Raw genomic sequence first — 24768 nt, 5'->3', positions numbered from 1 at the left:
GCAACGCTTAGCGGAACAGACTGCGCATCCGCGCCAGGTCATGCTCTGTATCCACTCCCCCGGGCACGGCCTCACAGGCGTCCGCCACATGTATCGGCTGTCCATTAAAGAGGAAGCGCAACTGCTCCAGTGCCTCGATCCGCTCCAACGGTGCCATGGGCCAGCCTACAAACAAATTTAACAGGGCCGCACGGTAAGCATAGATGCCAATATGACGACGGGGGGTCAGCCCCTCAGGCAGCACAGACCTGTCCGCGGCAAATGCGTCCCGGGGCCAGGGTATGGGCGCACGGGAAAAGTAGCGTGCCAGACCACTTTCCTCACACACCAGCTTGACGATATTTGGGTTGACGAAGTCCTCGACGGATTCGATAGGCTCCGCCAGGGTAGCCACACCAGCAGTGGTGTTATCCGCCAGGTTGCGCGCAACCTGGTTGATGACCGCAGGCGGAATCAGCGGTTCATCCCCCTGCACATTCACCAGAATCCGCTCCTCCGCGAGCCCCAACTTGACCGCCACTTCCTGCAGGCGGTCGGTACCGGAGGCATGATCGGAGCTGGTCATACACACCTGACCACCAAAAGCGGCCACCGCCTCGGCCACGCGATCATCATCGGTCGCGACGATTACCCGCTCTGCCGCACTTTCACTGGCACGCTCGTAAACGCGCTGCACCATGGACTTCCCGGCAATTTCAGCCAGTGGTTTTCCGGGCAGCCTGCTGGACCCATAGCGGGCGGGGATAATGACGTCAAAACTCAGGTCATCGGCGATACGGCTCATGGGGCGTCAGAACTCTCGAGGTGTTGGTGTATGCGTTGATAGAACAGATCGGGAAGCTGCGCCCGTGCCTCCAGCGCCCACCAGTGGGTCTGCCAGAAATCGCGACATTTCACCGCATCCTTCATGGTCATTATGACCGGTGTTACACCGTCGAGCTGCAGCTCCTGCTGGCAGAACTGATGATGATCCGGGAAAGGCATCTCCATCACAGTGAAACCGATCGCACGCAGGGCGTTAAAGAAGCGCTGGGGGTTGCCGATCGCCGCCACTCCGTGGCACGGGCCCACTTCCGGGCCGGATTCCAGCTTGAGAGTGGAGGTCTGGTCCAGGTTGAACTGATGCCAGCGCGCCGGCTCCAGGTGCATGGTGAAATCGACCTTGTCGCCACACTGGGACTCCGCCAGGGTACCGGCGGTACCATTGACGACCACCATATCCACACTGGACAGGCGCTCGATCGACTCCCGCAGGGGCCCGCGCGGCAACAGGTGCCCGTTGCCGAGCCCCCGGTGTCCGTCCACCACACAGATTTCCATGCTGCGCCACAGGCCGTAGTGCTGTAGCCCATCGTCGGAAAGGATCACATCACAACCGTGCTGCTCAACCAGCGCCTCCGCCGCCTCAACCCGCTTTGGTGACACCATAACCGGCAGACCGGTCATCAGGTGCAGCATCAGCGGCTCATCACCGGACTCGAGGGGATGAGATTGGGCGGTGACATCATAGGGGTAATGCTTGGCGCGACCACCGTAGCCGCGGCTGATAATCCCGGGCTTACGGCCGCGTTCCTTCAGCCAGCGGCCGAGTTCGGCCACCAGTGGTGTTTTGCCGGCGCCGCCCACGGTGATGTTGCCAACCACAATCACCGGCACCGGTAGCGGCGCCGGTTTATTGCGCTGCTTGCGCCAGCGGCTACCGTGGCGAAACGCCAGTTCCAGCGGTGCCAGCAGTGGCAACTGGGTGCCGTTATCGTCGCCACCTTCAGTGGCCGGGTACCAGCGTTTGTTTAACCAGTCTTCAAGCGACATTGCGCTCTGCGCCCCCTATCCCTGATGCGATGTATTCAACAATTTGGTGGCGTTCAACCCGCGCCCTGCATATTCTGCTGTTGCAGCAGGAGTGCGTAGCGCCCGCCCTGGGCAAGCAGCTCGCTGTGGCTGCCCTGCTCCACAATGCGCCCCTGATCCATGACCAGAATGCAATCTGCGTTCTCAATAGTACTGAGCCGGTGGGCGATCACAAAGGTGGTACGGTCTTTCATCACCTCTGCAAGCGCGGCCTGGATATGCCGCTCGGAAGTGTTGTCGAGGGCCGAGGTGGCCTCGTCCAGAATCAACAGTGGCGAATCCTTCAGCAGCGCCCGCGCGATAGCCAGTCGCTGGCGCTGACCGCCGGACAGAATCTGAGCGTTGTCACCAAGAACCGTCTGCAGCCCCTGTGGCAACTCCTCGATAAAACTGCGCGCGTGGGCCTGGTCCACAGCCCGCTGCACCTCGGCATCCGACTTCGATTCCAGCTCCCCGTACGCGATATTGCGGTACACGGTGTCATTGAACAGCACGATATTCTGGGAAACCAGGCTGACTTGTGCGCGCAGATTAGCCAGCGGCAAGCGCGTGATATCGACCCCGTCCAGTAGTATCCGGCCGCTGGTCGGTTCGTAAAACCGCGACAATAGGCTGACCAGCGTGGTCTTGCCCGAACCGGATGCCCCCACAAGGGCCACCGTCTGCCCCGCGCGCACAGTGAAATTAATGTCCGAAAGCACTTCGGGGCCGTCTTCGCTGTAGCGGAAACCGAGATGCTCAAATGTCACCTCTCCGGTCACCGGTTGCGGCAGTACCGCGTCGCCTTCGGCCGGCTCTTTGGGGGCATCGAACACCTCGAAAATACTTTCTGCGGCGGCGATCCCCTTCTGGATTTCCGCGTACACCTCGGACAGGTTTCGGATCGGCTTGGCCAGGGACGCCGCCGCACCGATGTATGAGGCAAACACGCCGGCGGTCATGGATTCCACCATCCCCGGGGCCAGCGCAAACCAGACCAGCACCGCTGTGGCAAGCCCCACAAGAATCTGAATCACCGACACACTTGCGTTATCCGCAACCACCAGTTTCATAAACTGCTGACGATTGGCATTGCTCGCCGCCTGAAAGCGCGCGTTTTCATACTTCTGCCCACCGTACATACGCACCACCTCATAGCCGTTGATGGCTTCCTGGGTAACGTGGGTAACGTCCCCCATGGTGTTTTGGATGCGATGACTGAGCTTGCGAAAACGCTTGCCCACAATGCCGACAATGGCCGCAATAATCGGCACAAACAGAAAGAAGGTCAGCGTGAGCTTCCAGTTCACCATCAGAAGGTAGGTGAGCAATCCGATCGCGGTAAACGAGGAGCGAAAGATCGTCTTGAGCGATTTGGTAATGGAGTTGGTGACCTGCTCGACGTTATACGCCACCTTGGAAATCAGGAAAGCGCCGGTATAGCGGTCGTAATAGCTGCTTGGCAACCGGCCGATACTTTCGAACAGCTCGGAACGCAGCTGGTGGATCACCGCACGTGCGACATACGCCAGACCATAGCTGCCCACAAAATTACCTACCGCGCGCAGTACAATAATGATGAGCATCCCCATCGGTACCAACCAGCGAGCAGTCTCCTGTGGCATTTGGCCATTGGGGAAATAAGAGGCAACGTATTTGGAGAGGAAGCCACGGCCGGTATCGATGCCAGCACCCACCGCATCCAGCAGCAATTCCGTCACCGCAATCAGGGCAACTTCCATGGTGGAGAACAGCAGGAAACCGAAGACGGCGACCACAAACACCGCCCAGTGTGGTGCGGCATACGAGAGCAGGCGACGGTAGGTCCTGGCTCCATTTTTCGGTGTACGGGCCGGTTGCGGAGATTTTTCCATAAACAATCAGGTCGTGTGTTTGCCGCCCCATCAAACGACGCCGCCCGCAGATTGCGGGCGGGTCGTTACGAAAGGGCTAGCGGAGCGTCGTAGTCGCCGCCCCGCATCAACACTTATAGATTACTGTTCGTCAGGCTGCCGCGTGGTAATGCTGAGATGCACAAATCCCAGCTGACCAGCAGCATCCATGGCGCGAACCACTGACTGGTGTTCGGCAGTGGCATCCGCGGTAATGATCAGCGGGCGATTGTACTCGCCAGCAGAAACTTCCGACAGTGCCGATTTGAGAGTAACCAACTTCTTGTTGATCAGCGCCTGCCCATCCACTGAGTAAGAACCGTCCGCATTGATCAGAATTTCAATGGTGGATGGCGGCACTTCCGCCTGGGGCCCTGCAGCCTCGGGAAGGTTCAGTTTCAGGTGGCTTTCCTTGGTAAAGGTGGTAGACACCATAAAGAAGATCAGCAGCAGGAACACCACATCGATCAGTGGTGTGAGGTTGACCCCATCCTGCTCTTGGCTTTGGCGACGGAATTGCATCGAGCGCTCCTGAATGTCTGGCTATGGGCTCAGGCGGCTTCGATACGACGGTCACTGTGCAGCGCGTCCACCAGCTTGACGGCTTCCTGCTCCATGGTGACCACAATGCTATCCAGGCGGCGTTGAAAGTAGCGGTGCGCCATCAGCGCCGGAATCGCCACACTCAGGCCAGCGGCCGTCGTGATCAATGCCTGGGAGATACCACCGGCAAGGACACCCGCGTTTCCGGTGCCTTCCAGCATGATGGCGGTAAACACCTGGATCATCCCCACAACGGTACCGAGCAGACCGATCAAGGGGGCAACGGCAGCGATGGTGCCCAGCACATTCAGGAACCGCTCCAGGTCGTGCACCACCTGACTGGCGGCCTCCTGAATACTGTCCTTCATGACCTCACGGCCGTGCTTGGAATTGGACAGTCCCGCAGCAAAGATGCGCCCCAGCGGGCTGGAATCGCGCAGTTCCTTGATCTTCTCTGTGGTCAACTCGTTGTTTCGCAGACTGCCCCATACATCCCCCAACAGGGTCCGCGGCGCAATCTTGCGCTCATTCAGCGTCCACAGGCGCTCGATAAAGATGGCGATAACGGCAACGGAACAAAGCAGGATTGGCAGCATCAGCCAGCCGCCGGATTTGATGATTTCTAACACGTTTGTGCCCCAGACTGCGTACGGGATTCTTATGGTTTATCGAGAGCTTTACAGAGAAATCCCCTGCAAACTCCGGTGCCAGGCCGAGCCATTCGGCACTCGTTCAGCACTACAGCGCCAAACTCTACCACAGCTATTGGCGGTGGCTAAGTATCTGATTGTTATCTTTTTTGTCGCTGTGATGCTGATACCAAAAGCGCCCCCCCTGCCGCGCCCGTGTAATCTCCAGCCCACCAGTATCATCCCATTGGAACTGAATGGCTCCTTCCTGCGCGGTGTTGAAGAGAGTTGCACCGGCCGCCCGGTACCTCGCAGTCACATCCGGATGCGGATGTCCAAACCGGTGTTTGTAGCCGGCACTGAACACCACGAGGGACGGCTGCGCCCACGCGATCAGCGCCGCTGAGGAGGAGGTACGCGAGCCGTGGTGCGGTGCAATGAGAAGATCGACTGCCGGCAGATCGGGGTATAGCGCAGCCAATTGCATCTCTACCCGGCTGGGAATATCACCGGTTAGCAGGATACGCACATGATTCCACTGCAATAGACCGACGCAGCTGTGGTCATTCTCCTCACCATTCACCGATGTTGTGCGCGGCCACAACCAGTGAATTGAGAAACTGCCATATTGAGCGGTGTGCCCGGCGCGGCAAGAACGCGACCCAGGCTTCGCCAGCAAGCGCTGGCCGAGACTGCCCGGCGCGACCACATTATCCACCTCCAATTGCTCCAGCACCCCGCCTACACCACCGGCATGATCGCGATCCCCGTGACTGACAATTAGCGCATCGACCTTTTGCCGGCCCTGTGCCTGGAGGTAGGGCGCAACGATGCTCGAGCCCGCGCTCCACCCGCTAGCGGAACTCGCACCGGTATCAAAGATAACCGTATGCGCCCCGCTGACAGCGGTAACCGCAAGGCCCTGCCCCACATCCAGTACCGTCAGCTCGAAAGAGTCCGGCAGCGGCCGCTGCCAGCCGGTGCCGCCAACGGCAATGGCTGGAATCAAAAGCCAGCCAAGCCCCCGCCCCGGAACACCCGGCGGCATGACCAGCAGCACCCCACCAACGGCCGCCAGCAATATGACCCAGGGCCCGGGCACCGGGAGCACATACCAGCCGGGGGCAACTCGGTCTGCGGATTCGAGAAAGGCAACCAGCCAGCCCAACTGTAAGTCGGCCAGCGCCCATATTCCCGCCGCCAGCGGCTCCACTGGACACAGAGCACCCACCAGAATCAGAGGCAAGATCAACAGGCCAACCCAGGGAATCGCGAACAGGTTGACCACAAGCCCGCTCAGACTTACCCCATGAAAAATCAACACTGAGGGTATCAACATACCAATGACAATGGCCCATTGGCTGTGGACACCACTCACCAGCCAGGTACGCCACCTTGTACCGAGCGACAAGCAGCCTGTGGAGGGCATCGGCCGATCGTCTACCCGCACCCTGCCCTGAAAACGTAACAGCAAGGCGCCGACTGCGATAAACGACAGCCAGAATCCAGCATTGAGTACCGCCAGTGGCTGCCAGAACAGGATGCCACACAGGGCAAGCGCCAGCCCCAGGTGACCGTCAAACCGGCGCCGCAGAACGACTGCCCCCAGTGCCACCATCGCCATCACGAGTGCCCGCTGGGCAGACAGTGGAGCCCCGCTGATCAGCGTATAGGTCAACGCCGCGAATAACCCGGCGGCACCGCCCAGGTACACAGGATTGCCCGCCCGCATAGCGCCCAGCACAGCGGCGGTGCGCCCCAGAACGCCTCCAAATAAAAAGAAGCACCCGGCCACCATTCCCACGTGCAGCCCAGAGATCGCAAGCAGGTGCGCAGTACCCGTATTCTGGAGGAGCTTGCGGGTCGCCTCATCAATTCCGCTGCGGTCGCCCAGCAATAATGCACGCATCAGCGGCGCCTGTTTATACGCGAGCTCTTGTAGCTGTGCCCCGCTATCCAGGTGACTGCGCAGATCCTCCCGAATGCGGTTGAGGCCCGCACCGGCTCTGAGAAACAGCGGCTCGTTATCACGATCGCGCACGTAACCCGTGGCAAAAATATCCTGTTCGAGCAGCCAGGCTTCATAGTCGAAGGTATGGGGATTGACGCTACCACGGGGCTGTTTGACCCGCACTCGCATCCGCCAGCGACTGCCGGCCTCAAGACGCTCAGCGTCCGCCGGAGCCATCCGATACCAGCCGAGCTGTAAAATGCGGCCAACAAAGCGGGCATCTTCTCCATCAGTAACACGGGCGCGAAAGCGCGCATCCAGATACCCGACGGTGGCCGCCCGGGGCGCACCGAAAAAGGAAACCGCCGGCGCGGCTTGCGGCAGCGAAACCACTTCCAGTTCCAGGGTGTGGTCGGTACCGTGTAGTGACTCAGGTAGCCTCCGCTCCAGTGCCTGGTGGTTTGCCCACAGTGCCCAGCATGTCCCGAACAAGAATGGCAGGACGACTCTGAAGAGAAGCACAACTCGCCGGTTGACTGTAACGGGCCTTACGCCGCTCAGCATCAGTAGCAGAGTGACGGCAAGCAGGCCGAGCAGTGCTGCTCCAGCCACGGTCTGAGACCCGGGCAATTCCGGCCAGTAGGCAACCTGCCCAATGCCCGCTGCACAGGCCCATAGCCCCAACAAAATATTTGGTCGGTCGTCCAACCTGATCCCTGTCATCGACCCATGCCCCGTCCCTGTGGGAACTCCCCCCGCTTTCACTCCGATTTAACTGCCATACCTGTCACGTATAAAGCGCAGTAGTAACAATTTATTCACTTTATTTTCACATTTCACATCTTTGTAACATTTCCGCAGCAAACTGCGCGCAACTCAAGAACACACAGCGTTCATTTTTTACAAACATTACGAGAGCCCCCATGAAAAAGACCGCCATGTCGCTCGCGCTGGTTGCAGTACTTCCCTCTTTCGCCAACGCGGAAATCTTTGGCTTTTACGGTAAAGCCAACGCTTCCTTTCAGTCCAACGACGAAGGTGACGGCGCAACGACCGACGTAAAAAGCAATGCCTCTCGCCTCGGTGTAAAAGGCGAGCTGCCCCTGGACAGTGGTATCAAGGGCATCTACAAAATGGAATACCAGGTCAACATGGATGGCGAAGGTGACACCTTCACCCAGCGCAATATCTTTGCCGGCCTCGAAGGCGGCTTCGGCCAGGTCATCGGCGGTAAATTCGATACGCCGTTGAAGATTGCACAGAAGAAAGTAGATCTGTTCAACGACCTGGAAGGCGATATTAAAAGCCTGATCACCAAAAGCGACAACCGCGAATCCAACAATCTGCAGTACACCACTCCGTCATTTGGTGGCTTCCAAGTGGCAGCAGCGTACATCAGTAATAAAGAGGCCGAAATCCTCGACGACGAGGGTGCGCTGATCGACACCCGCGACAACGGTACTTCCGTTGCATTTGCGTACGATAACAACGGTGTCTACCTGGCCTACGCCTATGACATGGATGTAGAGGCCAATGACTGGAATGTTGCGCGTATGGTTGCGCAGTACAACTTTGGTAATGTGCAGGTCGGCGGGCTTTACGAAGAGCAGGAAAGAGCAGACAACAGTAAGCAGGACGGATGGATGACCTCTGTCGCTTACAAAATCAATAACTGGACCGCGAAAGCACAGTACGGCCAGTCTGATATCGTGAAAACCGATGGCGAAACATTCAGCCTTGGACTGGACTACAAGCTGTCCAAAGCTGCCAAGGTATTTACCTTCTACACCGATGAAACCGCCGCAGATAATTATGCGCGCAGCTACGTAGGCGTAGGCACAGAGTTCAAATTCTGATTCAGCAATCAGGCATGTTTTGAGGCGCCATACCGCTTCCATGCCCACCGCCACGCAAATGGGGTACTACCGACTGGTAGTGCCCCTTTTGTTAGGTTTCAACTGAAGAATAGCGCGTCACCCAACCGGGGACACCGGTACCGGTCGGGCACATTCCGCCAGCTGTGCTAGGATCGGAGATTCTGAAAATAAAAAGGTCTCCTACCATCATGCATCGCACAAAAATCGCACTGATTTTCGCATCCGCACTTCTGGTAGCCTGCAGCAAGGGCACCGATCCTGAACCCCCGCAGACCTCCGCCACCAGCGAAGCTTCTCCGGAGTCGGCTCAACAGGCCAGCTTGCCCGCCGGCATTACCCTGGTGGAAACCTTTGATGGCGATGGTGCCGAGATCGCCATCCCCTACAGCAAGTACAAACTCGACAACGGCCTCACCGTCGTCCTGCACGAAGACAATTCCGATCCACTGGTGCACGTGGACGTCACCTACCATGTAGGCTCGAACCGGGAAGATCCCGGCCGCTCCGGCTTCGCCCACTTCTTCGAGCATATGATGTTCCAGGGCTCGGTCAATGTGGCGGATGAGGAACACTTCCGCATCATCACTGAAGCCGGTGGTAGCATGAATGGCACCACCAACACAGACCGTACCAATTACTACCAGACGGTACCCGCCAATCAGTTGGAAACCGTACTGTGGCTGGAATCCGACCGCATGGGGGTATTCCTCGATGCGGTCACCCAGGAAAAATTTGAAGTCCAGCGCGCAACGGTGAAGAACGAGCGTGGTCAACGGGTGGACAACCGCCCTTACGGCCGCGCCCTGGAAACCATGTATGCCACCACCTACCCGGATGGTCACCCCTACTCCTGGCCGGTGATCGGGTGGATGGAGGATCTCGATCGCGCCGACCTCAACGACCTGAAACGCTTCTTCCTGCGCTGGTATGGTCCCAATAACGCCGTGCTCACCATCGGTGGTGACGTGGACAAAGCCAAAACCCTGGAATGGGTGGCCAAGTACTTCGGCCCCATCCCCGCCGGCCCGGAAGTGGAAAACCTGCCGAAACAACCGGCCAAACTCGATGCGGATCGCTACGTCACCCTGGAAGATAATATCCACCTGCCCGCTCTGGCGATGATGGTACCTACGGTTTACTACGGCCATGAGGACGAGCCGGCACTGGATGCCGCCGCCGCGATTCTCGGTCAGGGCCAGGACTCCATGCTATATCAGCGCCTGGTACAAACCGGTCGCGCCGTGTCCGCGAGTGTCAGCCATTCCTGCAAGGAACTGGCCTGTGAGATGTGGTTTATCGTCATCCAGAACCCCGCCTCCGGTGAAACCCTGGCGGAAATGGAACAGGCAGTACGCGACACCCTCACCGAATTTGCCAGTCGTGGCGTGACCGAGGATGACCTGGTGAAATTCAAGGCCGGCTATGAATCCAGTCGCGTATTTGGCCTGCAATCCGTCTCTGGCAAGGTTTCGACCCTCGCCGCCTTTGAGACTTTTACTGGCAGCCCCAAAGGCATCGACGAAGAGATCAAAGCCTACCTGTCCGTCGCCACCGACGACGTCACCCGAGTGTTTGAAGAGTACATCGCCAAGCAGCCTGCCGTGCTACTGAGTGTGGTACCTAACGGCAAACCGGAAATGGCCGCGGCCGAACAGAATTACCAGTGGAAGCGCACCATCCCGGAGACCTACGGTGATGACGGAGAAGCCCTCGCCCTGCGCCCCGTAAAAGACACCTTCGATCGCAGTGTACAGCCAACTCCCGGGGTAAACCCGCAAGTGGAACTGCCCGAGATTCAGGATGGAAAACTGGAAAATGGTGTTCGCCTGCTGGCGGTAACCAATGACGAGACGCCAACCGTTACCGTGCGTGCGGTATTTGATTTTGGTCAACGGGATGAGCCCCGTGGAAAAGCCGGCCTCACCTCGCTGATGACCTCACTGATGAGCGAGGCCACCACCGAGCGCAGTGCCGCCGAGTTTACCGAAGCCCTGAAGCGCCTGGGTGCCAGTGTCAGCGTCAATAGTGGTCAATACGAGACCACTGTGACCCTGAATGTTCTGGCCAAGCATCTGGATACCGCAGTGCCTCTGATGATGGAGCGCATACTCAAGCCGGCATTTAGTGAAGAAGACTTTAACCGCATCAAGCAACAGACCATTGAAGGCCTGCAACAAGCCCGCAAAACCCCTCAAGGGCTGGCAACCCGAGCGGTTGGTGCGGTAATGCGCGGTGCCGAACACCCACTCAGTTTCCCGGATGCCGGCCTGCCGGACACTGTCGAGCAGATTACCCTGAATGATGTCAAGCAGTACTACAAGGCCCACTTTCCCGCCCACCTGAGTGGAGTTACCGTCAGCACCAGTGTGCCGCACGAGAAGATCATCAAGTCTCTGGAAGGGCTGGCAAAGCTAAAAACCGCACAACCGGTACGCCCGGCCATCGCGTTGCAGAAACCGGAAATCAACGGTCGCACCGTCTACCTGGTAAACAAAGAAGGCGCGGCACAGTCCAGCCTGCGCGTTGCCCAGCATGGCCTGCCCTACGATGCCCTGGGTGATTACTACCTGGCCTACCTCGGCAACTTCCCGCTGGGTGGCAACTTCAACAGCCGCATTAACCTCAACCTGCGCGAAGACAAAGGCTACACCTACGGCGCCCGCTCGTACCTGATTGGAGAGCCGCAGGAAGGCCAATACATGATGAGCTCAGAGGTGAAGAAGGAAACAACCGCAGATGCCCTGCACGAAGTAATCAAAGAGTTTGCAAAGTATGACAGCGAAGGCATGACCGAAAGCGAGTTCAATTATCTCCGTTCCGCCATCGGCCAACAGGAAGCACGCAAGTACGAAACCCCGGGCGACAAGCTCAGCCTGCTGAACAACATCCTGCGCTACGACCTGCCACTGGACTACCGCTCTCAGCAAGGCGCCATGCTCAAAGAGACCGACCGCAAAACCCTGAACAAGGTCATTACTGGCTTGCTCGAACCTGAGAATATGGCGATTGTGGTGGTTGGCGATGCGGCCAATATTCGCGAAAGCATCGCGGAATTGGGCATGCCGATTGTGGAATTGGATGAGGATGGGTATGCGATCAAGCCGGAAAAGTCGTCTTCGGAAACTGATTCCGCCAGCCGCTAACTTAATACTCACTAGGTCAACATGTAAAAAGCCCGCCATTTGGCGGGCTTTTTATTGCAAACTTACAAGCAAACCAATTTCGATTCCGGCTCCATTAGCCATTTTCATCCTCTGGCTCTTCATAAACTTTGACCTTCACTGATTCTGGTCGCTTGCACACACACACATTTCCTGCAGACGAACACACAAGCACCAATGGCTCGGTACATTGCGATGGAACTTGTACGGGACTGTTCTCAGTTTTTGGCAGCCCATCAGGAAACACGACCGACTTGACGACCATTGCATCAGTTATGGCGCCAATCTTCATAAAATCGTTTGAACGAGGTTTCTTGTCGGGCCAAGATTTCCCTTCGTTGACATGTTCATGAAGTTTCGAGTCGACCGCCGCCCCAACTAGCGTACAACCACTAGCGATCACTGCGACCAGTAACACCAGCAATTTACACGAACCTTTCATACGATATCCCTTCAATCGGAGAAAAAGGCCAATACGAGAGTATTCGCCTCAAATTTTTCTACATATATAGCTCAGTTGGTTCCACCTGAACCCTGTATCCACATACCATTCGGGAGCAGACGTACAATTAGTGGGAACGACACACCGCCTATGAGAAACAAGTCAACAAACGCCTTTAGCCGCCCGAGCAGCATGTAATTTCTTGTAACTCTCAATCAAGCGCAGATGCTTGTCCAATCCTTCCAGCTGCATATTCGTCGGCGTCAGACCATAAAAACGCAGGCTGCCATCGACTGAGCCCACCACCGCATCCATGGTGGCCTCACCAAACATCCGGTTCAGGTTATAGCGATAATCTTCCAACGCCAGATCCTCATCCAGCGCAATCTCCAGCACCGCTTGCACCGCACGATAGAACAACCCGCGTTCAACGGTATTGTCGTTGTACTGCAGGAAGGTCTCCACCAGCTCCAGCGCTTCTTCATGACGCTGCAGGGCGAGGTAAATGAGCAGCTTCAGCTCCAGAACGGTGAGCTGACCCCAGACGGTGTTCTCATCAAATTCCACACCAATCAGCGTAATGATGGTCTCGTAGTTGTCGATCTGGCTCTCTTCCAGTCGTTCAACCAGTTCCTCCAGCGCGTCATCTTCCAACCGGTGCAGGTTGAGAATGTCTTCGCGGTAGTCCAGTGCCTTGTTGGTGTTATCCCAGATCAGGTCTTCTACCGGATAAACCTCGGAATAGCCGGGTACGAGAATACGACAGGCCGATGCACCCAGGTCATCGTAAGTGGCCATATAGACCTCCTTGCCCATGTCTTCCAGGATTGCGAACAGGCGTTCCGCCTCGGCCTGGTTGGTATCTCCGTGATCGCCGGACTTGGTTTTCGGAGTAAAGTCCCACTCAACAAATGCATAATCGGATTTGGCGCTGAAGAAACGCCAGGAAACCACACCGGTGGAATCGATAAAATGCTCGACAAAGTTGTGCGGCTCGGTCACCGCCAGGCTATTGAAGGTCGGCGGTGGTACGTCGTTCAGACCTTCAAAGCTGCGGCCCTGCATCAGTTCGGTCAGACTGCGCTCCAGTGCCACATGCAGGCTCGGGTGCGCACCGAAGGACGCAAACACGCCGCCAGTGCGCGGATTCATCAGGGTCACGCACATCACCGGGAACTTGCCGCCGAGAGAGGCGTCTTTTACCAGAATCGGGAAGCCCTGCTTTTCCAGCTCTTCAATACCTTCGAGAATATCCGGGTACTTTTGCAGAATCTCTTTAGGTACATCCGGCAGCGCAATTTCCTGCTCCAGAATTTCCTTTTTCACCGCCCGCTCGAAGATTTCTGACAGGCACTGTACCTGGGCTTCCGCCAGAGTATTACCGGCACTCATACCATTACTAAGAAACAGGTTTTCGATCAGGTTGGACGGGAAATACACCGACTCACCGTCGGACTTGCGCACAAACGGCAGGGAACAGATACCGCGGTCGGCACGACCAGAATTGGTATCAACCAGGTTAGAACCGCCCAGCTCCCCTTCCGGATCGTAAATCGCCCGGGTGTAGTCATCGAGAATGCCCGCAGGCAAGGCGTCGTCGTCTTCCAGTGCAAACCACTTTTCATTCGGGTAGTGCACGAACTCGGCATCGGCGAGTTCCTCGCCAAAGAACTGATCGTTGTAAAAGAAATTGCAGCTCAATCGCTCAATAAATTCGCCCAGCGCAGAACACAGAGCGCTCTCTTTTGTCGCTCCTTTACCATTGGTAAAACACATGGGCGAGGCTGCGTCGCGGATATGCAGAGACCAGACGTGGGGCACGATATTACGCCAGGAAGCAATCTCGATCTTCATGCCGAGATCGGCAAGAATTTTCGTCATATTGGCAATGGTCTGCTCCAGCGGTAGATCTTTGCCTTCGATAAAGGTCTGATGCTCCGCGTCCGGCTCCACCATGAGCAGCGCCTGGGCGTCCTCCGCCAGATTCTCCACCGTCTCAATCTGAAAGTCCGGACCGGTCTGGATCACCTTTTTCACGGTACAACGGTCGATGGAGCGCAGGATGCCCTGTCGGTCCCTCTCGGAGATATCCTCCGGCAATTCCACCTGGATTTTGAAGATCTGGTTGTAGCGGTCATCCGGGTCCACGATATTGTTCTGAGACAGGCGGATATTGTCCGTAGGAATATCCCTCGCCAGGCAGTAAACCCGCACAAAATAGGCCGCACACAGGGCCGAGGAAGCCAGGAAATAGTCGAACGGGCTGGGCGCCGAACCGTCCCCCTTGTAGCGGATCGGCTGATCCGTGATGACCGTGAAGTCATCGAATTTGGCTTCAAGTCGCAGGTTATCAAGGAAGTTGACGCTGATTTCCATGGAAACTACCGGTTTGGGGCTGAATGGGGACAATAAATGGCCAAGCGAAGCCGCGGCATTATCCCGATTTTTCCCCGCTTCGTCTTGCCAGAATATTAAGGGACCTCTGACCAAATCCGTGATACCTCAGGTATTGCGGACTTGATCCGAGGTATCTTAGAACCGGCCGGCCTTCTCGCAACTGTGATCCACCGCAAAGCACCGCCAGGCGCCGCATCTATACTCGCCACCTTATTCATCTCCACCTAAGAGGTACCCATGAAGCTCTTTAAGCACCTGAACAAGATCGTCCTCCCTCTTCTGATTACTGCCATCAGCGCCCCGAGTTTCGCCGCCAACAAGACAGGGGTTGGCCTCGGTGTCGCCCACGACCTGGGGCTGGGCGTGACCGCGCAGTTGCGTGGAACTTCGATCTTTTTCAACAGCGATGCGATTGCCGTTGATATGCGCTTGCAGAACTTCAGCAATAATCTCGGCACCGTGCATGCTTACATCGATGCGGGCGGCTTTTATCGAGACGGCGGCGGGAATGGCGACTATTACCAGACCGGCGTTCGCCTGCCGATTGGGTTGAGCTTTGGTATTGCACCGAGCCTCGAGGCCTACATTCAGGCAGTACCGCACTACGGATTTAGCGATGTGGACTACTACGAAGGCTTCGACGTGGATGGCGCGCTGGGCATTCGTTTGCGCTTTTGATGGGATAGCTCCCCATTGCCACGAACCAGTGTGCAATGGGGTGCTCCGAACGTGAAAATGATCAAACACCGACGATACGTGCGCGGAACTTTCGGCCTTTGATTTTTCCGGCAGAGAGCTTGCTCAGTGCTTTCTTGGCCACGGGCCGCTCTACCGCCACAAAGGTAGAAAAATCGAACAGCTGAATCTTTCCGATCTGAGTGCCATCGATACCACCATCGCCGGTCAGGGCACCCACAACATCACCGGCACGCACCTTCTGTTTTTTGCCACCGTCAATCTGCAGCGTGGACATCACCGGACGTGTCGGCGCAAATCCCCGTGACAGCTCGGGCACTTCCAGCAGAGTAATTTTCTGCTGCATCAACTCTTCCAGCCGCTCCAGCTTGTAGATTTCCTTTTTACTTACCATTGAGAGCGCCACGCCCTTCTGCCCTGCCCGGCCGGTACGACCAACGCGATGCACGTGCACCTCTGGATCTCGGGAAAGGTGGTAGTTCACCACCACCGGCAACTCTTCGATATCCAGCCCGCGCGCTGCCACATCCGTTGCCACCAGAACCGAGGCACTACCGTTGGCAAACAGCGCCAGGGTGCGGTCGCGGTCCTTCTGCTCCATATCTCCGTGCAGAGCCAGCGCGGCAAAGCCTGCGCGCTTGAGCGCTTGCGCCGCTTCTTCGGTTTCCTTTTTGGTATTGCAGAACACCAGCGCTGACGAGGCATCGTAACTGGCCAGTAGCTGGTACAGCGCCCCAGGGCGCGCTTCATTGTTTTCCACCCGGTAGTAGTTCTGCTCAATGGTGCTCTTGGTGTGCGCCGCGGCCACTTCCACCTTGACCGGGTCTCGCAGCACGCGGGTTGCAAGTGCATCAATGGTTTTCGGGTAGGTAGCGGAAAACAGCAGTGTCTGACGCTCCTTCGGCAGCTCTGCCAGAATCTGATCCAGCACCGCCTGGAATCCCATATCCAGCATGCGGTCGGCTTCATCCAGCACCAGCGTATCCACATGGCTCAGATCGAGATTGCCCTTGCGCAGGTGGTCCTCAATTCGCCCCGGGGTACCGACCACGATATGAGCCCCGTGTTTGAGGGAACCGATCTGAGGCCCGAACGGCATACCACCGCACAGAGTCAGGATCTTGATGTTGTGGATGGCCCGCGCCAGCTTGCGCAGCTCCCGCGCCACCTGATCGGCCAGCTCCCGGGTCGGACACAGCACCAGAGACTGGACCCGAAACTGCTCGACCTTCAGCTTGTGCAATAACCCGAGACCAAACGCCACCGTCTTGCCGGAGCCTGTTTTGGCCTGCCCTATCACATCCTTCCCCGCAACAATCGCCGGCAGCGCCGCCGCCTGAATCTCGGTCAGTCGCTCGTAGCCCAAATCCTTCAGGTTCTTCAATAAGGGGTTTTGTAAAGGAAGAGACTGGAAATCGCGGGGGTGGTCAGCGTTGGCAATGGTCACAGCGGGAACTCGGATAGGGAAAATAGCCGCGTATTGTAGTTAAGGAGCGCGCGGTTTCCTATCCATATATCTTGAGCGAACAACCCGCAGTACACCTTTTCATGGCAGTCACCAGGCTTCTCTTGAGGTACGGGGTGTGATTTCATTCTGTAAGCAAGGCAGTAGCGCAGTAATCCGCGCTGGAACACTAGGAACTGTACAGTATGAAAACGGACATCGCGATCATAGGCGGGGGCCTTGCAGGCATGGCAATTGCCTGCGGACTCGAAACCGCGGGCATAGATTACCGCCTCATAGAACAGCGACAACTCCCAGTATCCGACGGTATGGGCATTGTCCTGCACCCTTCAGGGTTGCACGCACTGCACCTTCTTGGAGTGGATTACCAGCAGTTGAACGAGTACATACCCCTCACCCACATGGTATTCGGAACGCCCAAACACAATAGCATCGCAGAGCAACCTGTAGGTTATGAGGGCTACCCGGTCGTATCGACATTACGTTCCACACTGCATCGATTGCTGTATCGCAACGTCGACATAAAGCGCTGCCTGCCACAACAGCAACTGGTTACAGTCGAACAGTTTGGAAGCTTTACACGCCTTACGCTCTCCACAGGAGAGACAGTGGAGGCACGCAGTGTCCTTTTCACAGATGGGATTCACGGGTTTGAACCCGAAGCCGCAAAAATTGAACAGACCACACAAGGGGTCTGGCGCTGGCTGATAGACACCAACTTCGATCAGGAACGGGCGTACGAAATACACAACGGAAAATACCGCCTGGGGATCTTCCCGGTAACCAGCTCCCGCGCTTATGTATTTCTCAGTTCCCAACCATGTGCATTCAACCACGAATCCCGATACAGCAACAAAGACCTCCGACAGATACTGGAGCGTTTCGGCCAGGCTGGTGAGACGGTCAGTCGTAGCACCACCGAGCATACGAAGGTCCGATTCGACCGAATCACTGAGAACAAGGTGTGCTGGTTAAGCGATAGTGGATTCCTCCGAATAGGCGACGCTGCCCACGCAGTATCACCGAACCTGGGCATGGGTGCCTCCCTCGCGTTTGAAGACGCCGCAGAGTTGGTAAAGCTCATCAAGTCAAAACCCGAACCCAGGATCGATTCCGATCTGACACGAGCGTACATATCTGCAAGACATAAACGAGTCCTAAAAATAAAATCCTACTCAAGAATGTTCGGGAAAATCGCGCACCTGCCCGGGGAACGGCTAAACCACGTAAAACTCGCGGCAATTAAGTATTCCAGTCGCATACCAAAGATCGGAAACGGTGGCGCTATCTATAAGCCGTACTTCAAGCACACAGAGAAGACAGACTGATTCCGCCTGCATTATTTTCGGCCACTCACCACATGAACCTGGATTTTTTACCGCTACCGTCTCGCGCAAAAAACTCCGCTGCTTTCAAAGCTGAACCAGCGTGCAAGAAAAAATACGAATAAAATTCTCGCAAAACATCGCACGCAGCGATCAAAACCAAACAGATTGGACACGTGTACCATAAAATTAATACAACAAAAAAATTAATACACGCCTTGCGAGAACCCTGAAACAAAATCACACCCGCGTACCGATTAACAAACCAGAACAATGGTTCCAGGATTATCAAACTCGAAAAACCGGTTAAGTTGAAACCGATAAACACCCAAGAAACCGTCAAGCACGCAAAAACATCCTCTTCAGTAGAAACATATCTTCAACAACAAACACACCCGTACCAATACAGCCTCAGCGCGCAATTCCACATAAAGTTGAAACTCACGAAAACCCGATCTGGGCAGGTGCGACATTTCACCGCATTACACGCGAAAATAATTTTTTTGCGCATTGACGAAAAAAATAATTCCTGATGAAATGCGCCGCCTTGCCACTCAAGCAATCTTTTCCCATCGAAAAAACGTTATCGAGAATATTTTTTTACGAAGAATTTTTTATGTAACAAAACTTCGCTAGCGTACACCGCAGATCAATCGACACAGCGCGCCAAGTGGACCCGGAAAGTTTTCACGGGAAGCGAACTCGCTTTCCGTCACACCGTGGCCATGGGCATCAGAGTTACCATCGGATGGTTTTATTGTGAAAATTGGAATTTACTTCGACTCCACGTCTGGCAATACCGAAGTCGCAGCCAAGCAGATACATGGCTTCTTCGGGGATGATCTCGCTGAACTGAACACGATTTCAGATGCGGGTTTTCCCGACCTGGAAATTTATGATCTCGTGATCTTTGGCATACCAACCTGGGACTACGGGCACTTACAATCGGACTGGGAAGAACTCTGGCCCGAGCTCGAAGAGACCGATCTTTCAAATGCGACAATCGCGCTGTTCGGCCTGGGGGACCAGTATGGATACCCTGAGTGGTACCTTGATGCCATGGGAATATTGCACGATCTATGTGTGGGAAAAGGAGCAGAGATCATTGGCCACTGGCCGAATCAGGGCTACGAATTTGAAAGCTCAAAAGCACTGACGGACGATGGGAAACATTTTGTCGGTCTCGCACTTGATGAAGACTGCCAACCGGAAAAGACAGAGCAACGTATTACAGACTGGTGTACTTCACTACTGCAACAGATGAGTAGTAAGTGCGATGCTGCTGCGGAGGTCTCTGCCGTATGATCAGCAACCCATGTTACCGCGAAAACCTCTCCGAGCTACTCCTTCGAAGCAGCGATAGATCTTCCACAGAGGTACTGTACCTGTACAAAGAAAGCCGAATAAAGCGGACACAATTTTCAGCTTCGGTCAGAGCACTTGCCAGCGAACTCGAGAGCGTGATCAATCCCGGTGACCACATACTGATCATGCTGAACGACTCGCCATCACTGGCGCAGATGTTCTTGGCAATCATCGCGGTAGGTGGCGTTCCAGCGATCATCAACCCAAAGATTCGCTGTGAAACCATCGAAGCTATGATTTCGCAGAAGACCCCCGCGTTCATTGTGACCTCCTTTGAAAAAGCGCATACGCTCCCCCATTGGTCTGATATCGAGATCATTCTTCTTGAAGAAGACTTACAGGCTGATAATGGCCTCTCTCCTGAGCAGTATGGATTCGCGAAAGGTAATCCAGAATGGGATGATTTCTATGAGACATCCAGCGAAGCGCTCTGCTATCTGCAATATACATCCGGATCTACGGGCACACCGAAAGGGGTAATGCATTCCGCTGCAGGTACTTTGGCTTTCTGCGAGGCCGTCGCTGGGAAGCTGCTCAGCCTGAACAACCAACATGTGTGCTACTCAGCACCCAAAATGTTCTTTGGTTATGGCATGGGTAACTCGCTTTTTTTCCCGCTATACGCAGGCTGCACCGCTATTCTTGATGATGCCTGGCCCACACCCAAAGGAATTATCGACAACATCACCCGATACATGCCCTCTGTGCTGTTTGCCGTACCGGCCATTTACAATGCATTGCAAGGCCATGCGAGCCTGATAGCAAGATCAATCGAGCACGCGGTATCTGCCGGTGCCCCTCTTCCCGAAACCGAATACCGATACTGGTTGAAACAGGGCGTTGAAGTGTGTGACGGCATTGGCGCGACGGAAGTGGGACATATTTTTCTTGCCAATCGCCCGGGAAACACCCGTGCCGGAGCTACTGGCCGGGTGCTGCCGGGCTACGAGTGCATGCTCGTAGACGATAACGGCGACGAGATAACTGCGCCCGACACACAAGGGGTACTGCTGGTCAGAGGAGATAGTGTAAGTTCCGGCTATTACGGCCAACACGAAAAAACGTCTGAGAAATTCAATCAGGGGTGGTACCGGACGGGCGACAACTTTGTAATGGACGTCGACGGCTACTACTACTATCGAGGTCGCGAAGACGACATGTTCAAGGTAAATGGGCGCTGGGTGACTCCGGCTCTTATTGAACAGAGCCTGCTCGTGCAATTCCCCTCCTTGCTTGAGTGTGCTCTTGTTCCATCAAGTAGTGGCGCAACCCCCTCACAACCCATCCTGTTTCTGGTGGCGGATCAGCAGATTGTCACCGCACGGTCTGTGCTGGAATTTGTTCAGAATCGTTTCGACTCCTACATGCATCCCGTGGAAATTCTGTACCTCGATTCTCTTCCCAGAAATGACAACGGGAAAGTGGTTCGCAAAGAAATGACGATGATTGCAAGCCAGCACACTGAATCTGTGGAGACATCTGAATGCGCGTAATTGACGTTGATTGCCACCTTCCGGAACCCGCATTTAATAGCGTCGACCCAGGTGATAGTGATACCTACCCAATCCGTTACGCCCGGTTTGAAACCGGCAGTATCGGCGTGGACTATCTGCAACAAATGGCCGCCCGGATTCTACGCAGGCATCAGGTTAAAGCGGATGATATCGATCTGATTGTCTCTCTGTCGCTCGCGCCAGACCACTTGATCGGTGATACCAGTGTAATGGGGCCAAAAATCGGACACCCATTCCAAAGTGTGATCGGTGCGAACAAGGCTTTCGTTTTCGACCTGATGGAATCAAGCCTCGCCAAAGCACTTTCAATCATCAACACCCTGGCGATCGCCGAGTCCTACAGCAATATTTTAGTGATCCGATATGACAATAATCAGTCGTTTGATCCCGATCCCGAGAGTGGTTTTATAAGCTCCGACGGCGCTGCGATTGCCTTGCTGGAAGCGGATCGGCAACAAATTGCTGCGACATATCCCCTCAATCTAGACATTGAGCCGCTAAGCATCAATCTGAATACAAAAATCAAATCGGCAAATGACAAGAAAGGTCAGTTCAGCTTTGCTTATCACCCCAACCTTCAAAACACGGTCGAAAGCACCATCACCTCTACGCACAACCGGAATAGCGACCTGTACGACGACTACGTGATTGAATCCTGGATAGGTGGCGATTTATTAAACGCGGGGCCCTTCACATTCTTTCAATGGATGAAGAGCAATCTCGAAACAAATAGTGGAGCGACCGGCCTCTACTCGTATGACCCATTCGCATCAGCGATTGATTTCGTAACGTTGACCGTGAGCCAGGCTAAATCATGAAAAAGGCGAAAATAGCATCGATCGCGAGCCAGCTGCCCGCACGTCGATATAAAAATACTGATCCGGTCTTCAGCGAACTTCCTGAGATGTCAAAACTGTGGTGGCGTTTTTGGGGCATTGAAGAGCGCGGCTATTTCAGTCCCGAGCTCGGTGAGAATGAACTGACCGTTTCACTCTCCGTTCTCAGTCGCCTGCTGAAAGCCAACAATCTCAAAGCTGAGGATATTGATCTTATCATTTGCGCAGCATCTTGCCCTGTGTTGACAGATATCGGCAGCGTGAAAGCGGTCAATGCTCCGCGCCTGTATCCGAGATTGAGTCGGGTATTGCGTGAAGAAGCAGGCCTGACGAATGCCATGCACTTTGATATCCAGATGGAATGCGCAAGCTTTTTACTGGGTCAGAAGCTTGCAGCCTCGTTCATCGAGCAAGGGAAAGTCAGAAACGCAATCGTTCTTTGCTGTGAGTACATCTCCAACATGATGGACTACACCGACCGAAGTTCCACAATATTTTCCGACGGATGCGCAGCGACACTACTCACCGTCAGTGACGATGAAGGCGAGCTGCTCGCTAGCGCACAACACAGCGATGCTACACATTACACGATCGCCACAGGGAAATGGCGCCTCCCATCAAATGGGTGCCAGACAGCGCCCACAAAGCTTTACTTCACCCTGGACGAAGATGGCCAGAAGCAGATGCAGGAATTTGTTCCGCAAAATGTACCCATCGCAATTCACCGTGCCCTGGAAAAAGCGGATCTGAAAAGTGACAAGATCAGCGAATTCGTGTTTCACCAGCCATCTCCCCTCCTCGTGCACGCCTGGGCATCCGGCGTCGACTGCCCTGAAGAGAAATATCTCACAACCATGGATAAGGCGGGCGTCATGGTGTCCGCTTCTATCCCCTATACCCTGCATCAATCCCTGAAGCAGGCACGTATCCAGAAAGGTGACACCATCGTAATGGCTGGCGCGGCGACGGGATGGGGGTTTGCGGCACAGGTGTGGCGTGTCGGCGATATCGTTATCTGCTGAACATATGTAATTTAACCGGGGGAGTCCCCCAAATTTTCTCTAAACAGGTGACATTATGGACAATCTTATCGAGACGATCAGAAGCCTCGCAATCGAAGCCGGCGAGCTGGAAGACACGGAAATCGGTCTTCAGGACAACCTGGAAGACGTAGGCCTGGATTCTCTGGCCGGGCTGGAGATCACGGTAGGCTTGGAGAAAAAGTATAAAGTAAAGGTTCCACCGTCCCGCTATGAAGAAATGGTGACCATTCAGGCCATTGCCGATCTGATCAATGAACTGGTCGACGCGAAAGAAGCAGCGACCGCCTGATCGAGATTTGTTCAATGAAGGAACGAGCGAAAATTTTCGCTGACGAACTGGTCGTTGGTGCAGGTCTTACCGGGCTGGTCTACGGGAATGTAGCCGCCGCTTCCGGGAAACGTGTGGTTGTCATAGACAAACACACAAAAGTTGGTGGCTATGCCACCAACTTTTCCCGTAAAGGCGAATATATATTCGATTGCAGTCTTCACAAGATTACCGGGTTCGGCAAAAACGGAAACCTCGAAGATGCGTTGACCCGTACGGGACTCATTGACCTTGTGGACTTTGAGACCTACGAACACTTGACGAACATCTTTATCGGAAAGCGAAACCTTCGTCTGTCTGCACACCCTGAGCAATTCATAGCTCAGTTACTGCAGGCGTTCCCCGATGAGGCTGAGTCAATACAGCGTTTCGTCTCAGATATAAAAGGCTGCGGCTATCAGAACTACATGATCGCACGATTGGCTCTGGGCGAGCACGAACTCAGTCTGGATGAAATCGTGCGTGGGCGGAAACTAAGTCGAATCACTACATACGACTATCTCTGCGAGCTATTCAACAACCGGGAACTGATTACGCTATTTTGTGCAATTGCAATCAATCTTGGTGTAGAAGCCTATGAAGTCGATGCGCTGTACTTCCTCCATTTTGCTTACACGTTCTTCTTTACAGAGAAACGTTTTGTCAAAGGATCGTCACAGGCGCTATCTGACACCCTGGCCGGTGAGTTTACACGTCGCGGCGGTCAATTGATCGTCCGAGAGGAGGTAAACCGCTTGAAGGTGAAAGAAGGCACCGTCACCGGCTGCCTGACCAGACGGTACGACATAACCGCAGGACACACCGTGTTCACCGGTTGCCCCAATCAGATTATCGATCTCAGCCCTTCAACGACAGAGTTAGATCGTTTCGCTGAAAAGTTGGAATCTCTGGAGTTCGGGCTGGGTGCCTTTATCGTCTATCTCGGACTGGACAGACCGCCGAAGGATATCGGGATAACAGAAGACGACTATCTGTTCGCTTCGACGCAGTACCTGGACTGCGCAGAAGGACTCGCCGCATCCGACGAGCGGTATCAGCACTGGCCGCTTTCGGTATCAAACTACTCGGTACTCGATTCCTCCTACGGAAACGTCATCCAACTCGAAGTACTGGATCATCAGTCTGACTGGTTCGAACTGGATCGTCAGACATACAAGAAACGGAAAATTGCGATTGCACAACTATTGATCGATCGTTTTGCGTCACATTTTCCGGATATCAAAAAGCACATTCGGTATTTCGACGTATCGACGCCGAAGACCAGTAAAAAGTTCACCAACTCGTACGGTGGGTCCTCTTTCGGGTACAAACCAACGCCGAAAAGAAACGTGCGATTTCTACAGAAACCACCATTTCAGGGGCTTCAGTTTGTCGGAACCTGGATAAACGGAGCCGGTTACGAACCCGCCATGTGCCTCGGGTTTACCGCCGCCACCATCCGCAATCGACAACCGATCCCAGAAGGAGCATAAGA

At 55.0% G+C, this 24768-nt stretch carries 19 protein-coding genes; 10 read left to right on the top strand and 9 right to left on the bottom strand.

Going from position 1 to position 24768, the window contains the following annotated elements; genetic code table 11:
- Positions 1-7 precede the first annotated feature (7 nt).
- From kdsB to AAFH99_RS10415, 6 genes are all read right to left on the bottom strand, one after another.
- Positions 8-763 (bottom strand): 3-deoxy-manno-octulosonate cytidylyltransferase, encoded by a 756-nt coding sequence (gene kdsB, locus AAFH99_RS10440; RefSeq protein WP_197023794.1) that lies wholly within the window; start codon positions 761-763, stop codon positions 8-10.
- A gap of 17 nt (positions 764-780) precedes the next feature.
- Positions 781-1812, bottom strand: coding sequence for a tetraacyldisaccharide 4'-kinase (gene lpxK, locus AAFH99_RS10435; protein WP_406827698.1), 1032 nt, complete (start codon positions 1810-1812; stop codon positions 781-783).
- A gap of 53 nt (positions 1813-1865) precedes the next feature.
- Positions 1866-3704: a lipid A export permease/ATP-binding protein MsbA gene (gene msbA, locus AAFH99_RS10430; protein ID WP_043316373.1), complete on the bottom strand. Its 1839-nt coding sequence runs from the start codon at positions 3702-3704 to the stop codon at positions 1866-1868.
- 120 nt (positions 3705-3824) lie between these two features.
- Positions 3825-4244, bottom strand: a complete 420-nt coding sequence (locus AAFH99_RS10425; RefSeq protein ID WP_043316375.1) for a biopolymer transporter ExbD — start codon at positions 4242-4244, stop codon at positions 3825-3827.
- 29 nt (positions 4245-4273) lie between these two features.
- On the bottom strand, positions 4274-4894 hold the full coding sequence (locus AAFH99_RS10420; RefSeq protein WP_043316377.1) for a MotA/TolQ/ExbB proton channel family protein: 621 nt from the start codon (positions 4892-4894) through the stop codon (positions 4274-4276).
- Between the two features lie 133 nt (positions 4895-5027).
- Entirely contained in the window at positions 5028-7568 is a 2541-nt protein-coding gene (locus tag AAFH99_RS10415) for a DNA internalization-related competence protein ComEC/Rec2 (RefSeq protein ID WP_406827697.1), read from the bottom strand.
- Between the two features lie 200 nt (positions 7569-7768).
- Here AAFH99_RS10415 and AAFH99_RS10410 point away from each other — a divergent pair, with 200 nt between their 5' ends.
- Entirely contained in the window at positions 7769-8701 is a 933-nt protein-coding gene (locus AAFH99_RS10410) for a porin (protein WP_406827696.1), read from the top strand.
- A 209-nt stretch (positions 8702-8910) separates the two neighbouring features.
- On the top strand, positions 8911-11865 hold the full coding sequence (locus AAFH99_RS10405; RefSeq protein WP_406827695.1) for a M16 family metallopeptidase: 2955 nt from the start codon (positions 8911-8913) through the stop codon (positions 11863-11865).
- A 94-nt stretch (positions 11866-11959) separates the two neighbouring features.
- On the opposite strand, the gene AAFH99_RS10400 is transcribed toward AAFH99_RS10405, so the two are convergent.
- A complete protein-coding gene (locus AAFH99_RS10400) occupies positions 11960-12325 on the bottom strand; it encodes a hypothetical protein (protein ID WP_406827694.1) in 366 nt (121 codons plus the stop codon).
- A gap of 162 nt (positions 12326-12487) precedes the next feature.
- The gene (locus AAFH99_RS10395) at positions 12488-14701 is read right to left on the bottom strand and encodes an OsmC domain/YcaO domain-containing protein (RefSeq protein ID WP_406827693.1); all 2214 of its coding nucleotides are present in this window, start codon (positions 14699-14701) and stop codon (positions 12488-12490) included.
- Positions 14702-14959: 258 nt separating this feature from the next.
- Between AAFH99_RS10395 and AAFH99_RS10390 the strand changes: the two genes are divergently transcribed.
- Positions 14960-15400 (top strand): hypothetical protein, encoded by a 441-nt coding sequence (locus AAFH99_RS10390; RefSeq protein WP_406827692.1) that lies wholly within the window; start codon positions 14960-14962, stop codon positions 15398-15400.
- A 61-nt stretch (positions 15401-15461) separates the two neighbouring features.
- Here AAFH99_RS10390 and dbpA read toward each other — a convergent pair whose 3' ends face one another.
- A complete protein-coding gene (dbpA, locus tag AAFH99_RS10385) occupies positions 15462-16865 on the bottom strand; it encodes an ATP-dependent RNA helicase DbpA (protein ID WP_406827691.1) in 1404 nt (467 codons plus the stop codon).
- Positions 16866-17068: 203 nt separating this feature from the next.
- Between dbpA and AAFH99_RS10380 the strand changes: the two genes are divergently transcribed.
- From AAFH99_RS10380 to AAFH99_RS10350, 7 genes are all read left to right on the top strand, one after another.
- The gene (locus tag AAFH99_RS10380) at positions 17069-18211 is read left to right on the top strand and encodes an FAD-dependent oxidoreductase (RefSeq protein ID WP_406827690.1); all 1143 of its coding nucleotides are present in this window, start codon (positions 17069-17071) and stop codon (positions 18209-18211) included.
- A gap of 756 nt (positions 18212-18967) precedes the next feature.
- Complete coding sequence (gene fldB, locus AAFH99_RS10375; protein WP_406827689.1) at positions 18968-19513, top strand: flavodoxin FldB; 546 nt, start codon at positions 18968-18970, stop codon at positions 19511-19513.
- Complete coding sequence (locus AAFH99_RS10370; RefSeq protein WP_406827688.1) at positions 19510-21066, top strand: AMP-binding protein; 1557 nt, start codon at positions 19510-19512, stop codon at positions 21064-21066. Before fldB ends, AAFH99_RS10370 begins: the two co-directional genes overlap by 4 nt.
- Positions 21057-21905, top strand: a complete 849-nt coding sequence (locus AAFH99_RS10365) for a hypothetical protein (RefSeq protein ID WP_043316390.1) — start codon at positions 21057-21059, stop codon at positions 21903-21905. Before AAFH99_RS10370 ends, AAFH99_RS10365 begins: the two co-directional genes overlap by 10 nt.
- The gene (locus AAFH99_RS10360) at positions 21902-22945 is read left to right on the top strand and encodes a 3-oxoacyl-ACP synthase III family protein (protein WP_043316392.1); all 1044 of its coding nucleotides are present in this window, start codon (positions 21902-21904) and stop codon (positions 22943-22945) included. The genes AAFH99_RS10365 and AAFH99_RS10360 overlap by 4 nt, the downstream gene beginning before the upstream one ends.
- A 55-nt stretch (positions 22946-23000) precedes the next feature.
- Positions 23001-23255 carry an acyl carrier protein gene (locus tag AAFH99_RS10355; protein ID WP_043316394.1) on the top strand — a complete coding sequence of 85 codons (255 nt, stop codon included), beginning with the start codon at positions 23001-23003 and terminating at the stop codon, positions 23253-23255.
- 14 nt (positions 23256-23269) lie between these two features.
- Positions 23270-24766 (top strand): NAD(P)/FAD-dependent oxidoreductase, encoded by a 1497-nt coding sequence (locus AAFH99_RS10350; protein WP_043316397.1) that lies wholly within the window; start codon positions 23270-23272, stop codon positions 24764-24766.
- Positions 24767-24768: the final 2 nt, after the last annotated feature.

The sequence above is a fragment of the Microbulbifer sp. ARAS458-1 genome, assembly GCF_045348205.1.
GTDB lineage: Bacteria > Pseudomonadota > Gammaproteobacteria > Pseudomonadales > Cellvibrionaceae > Microbulbifer.
Note: the sequence above shows the minus strand (reverse complement) of the source record. Positions and strands in the feature narration are given on the sequence as shown.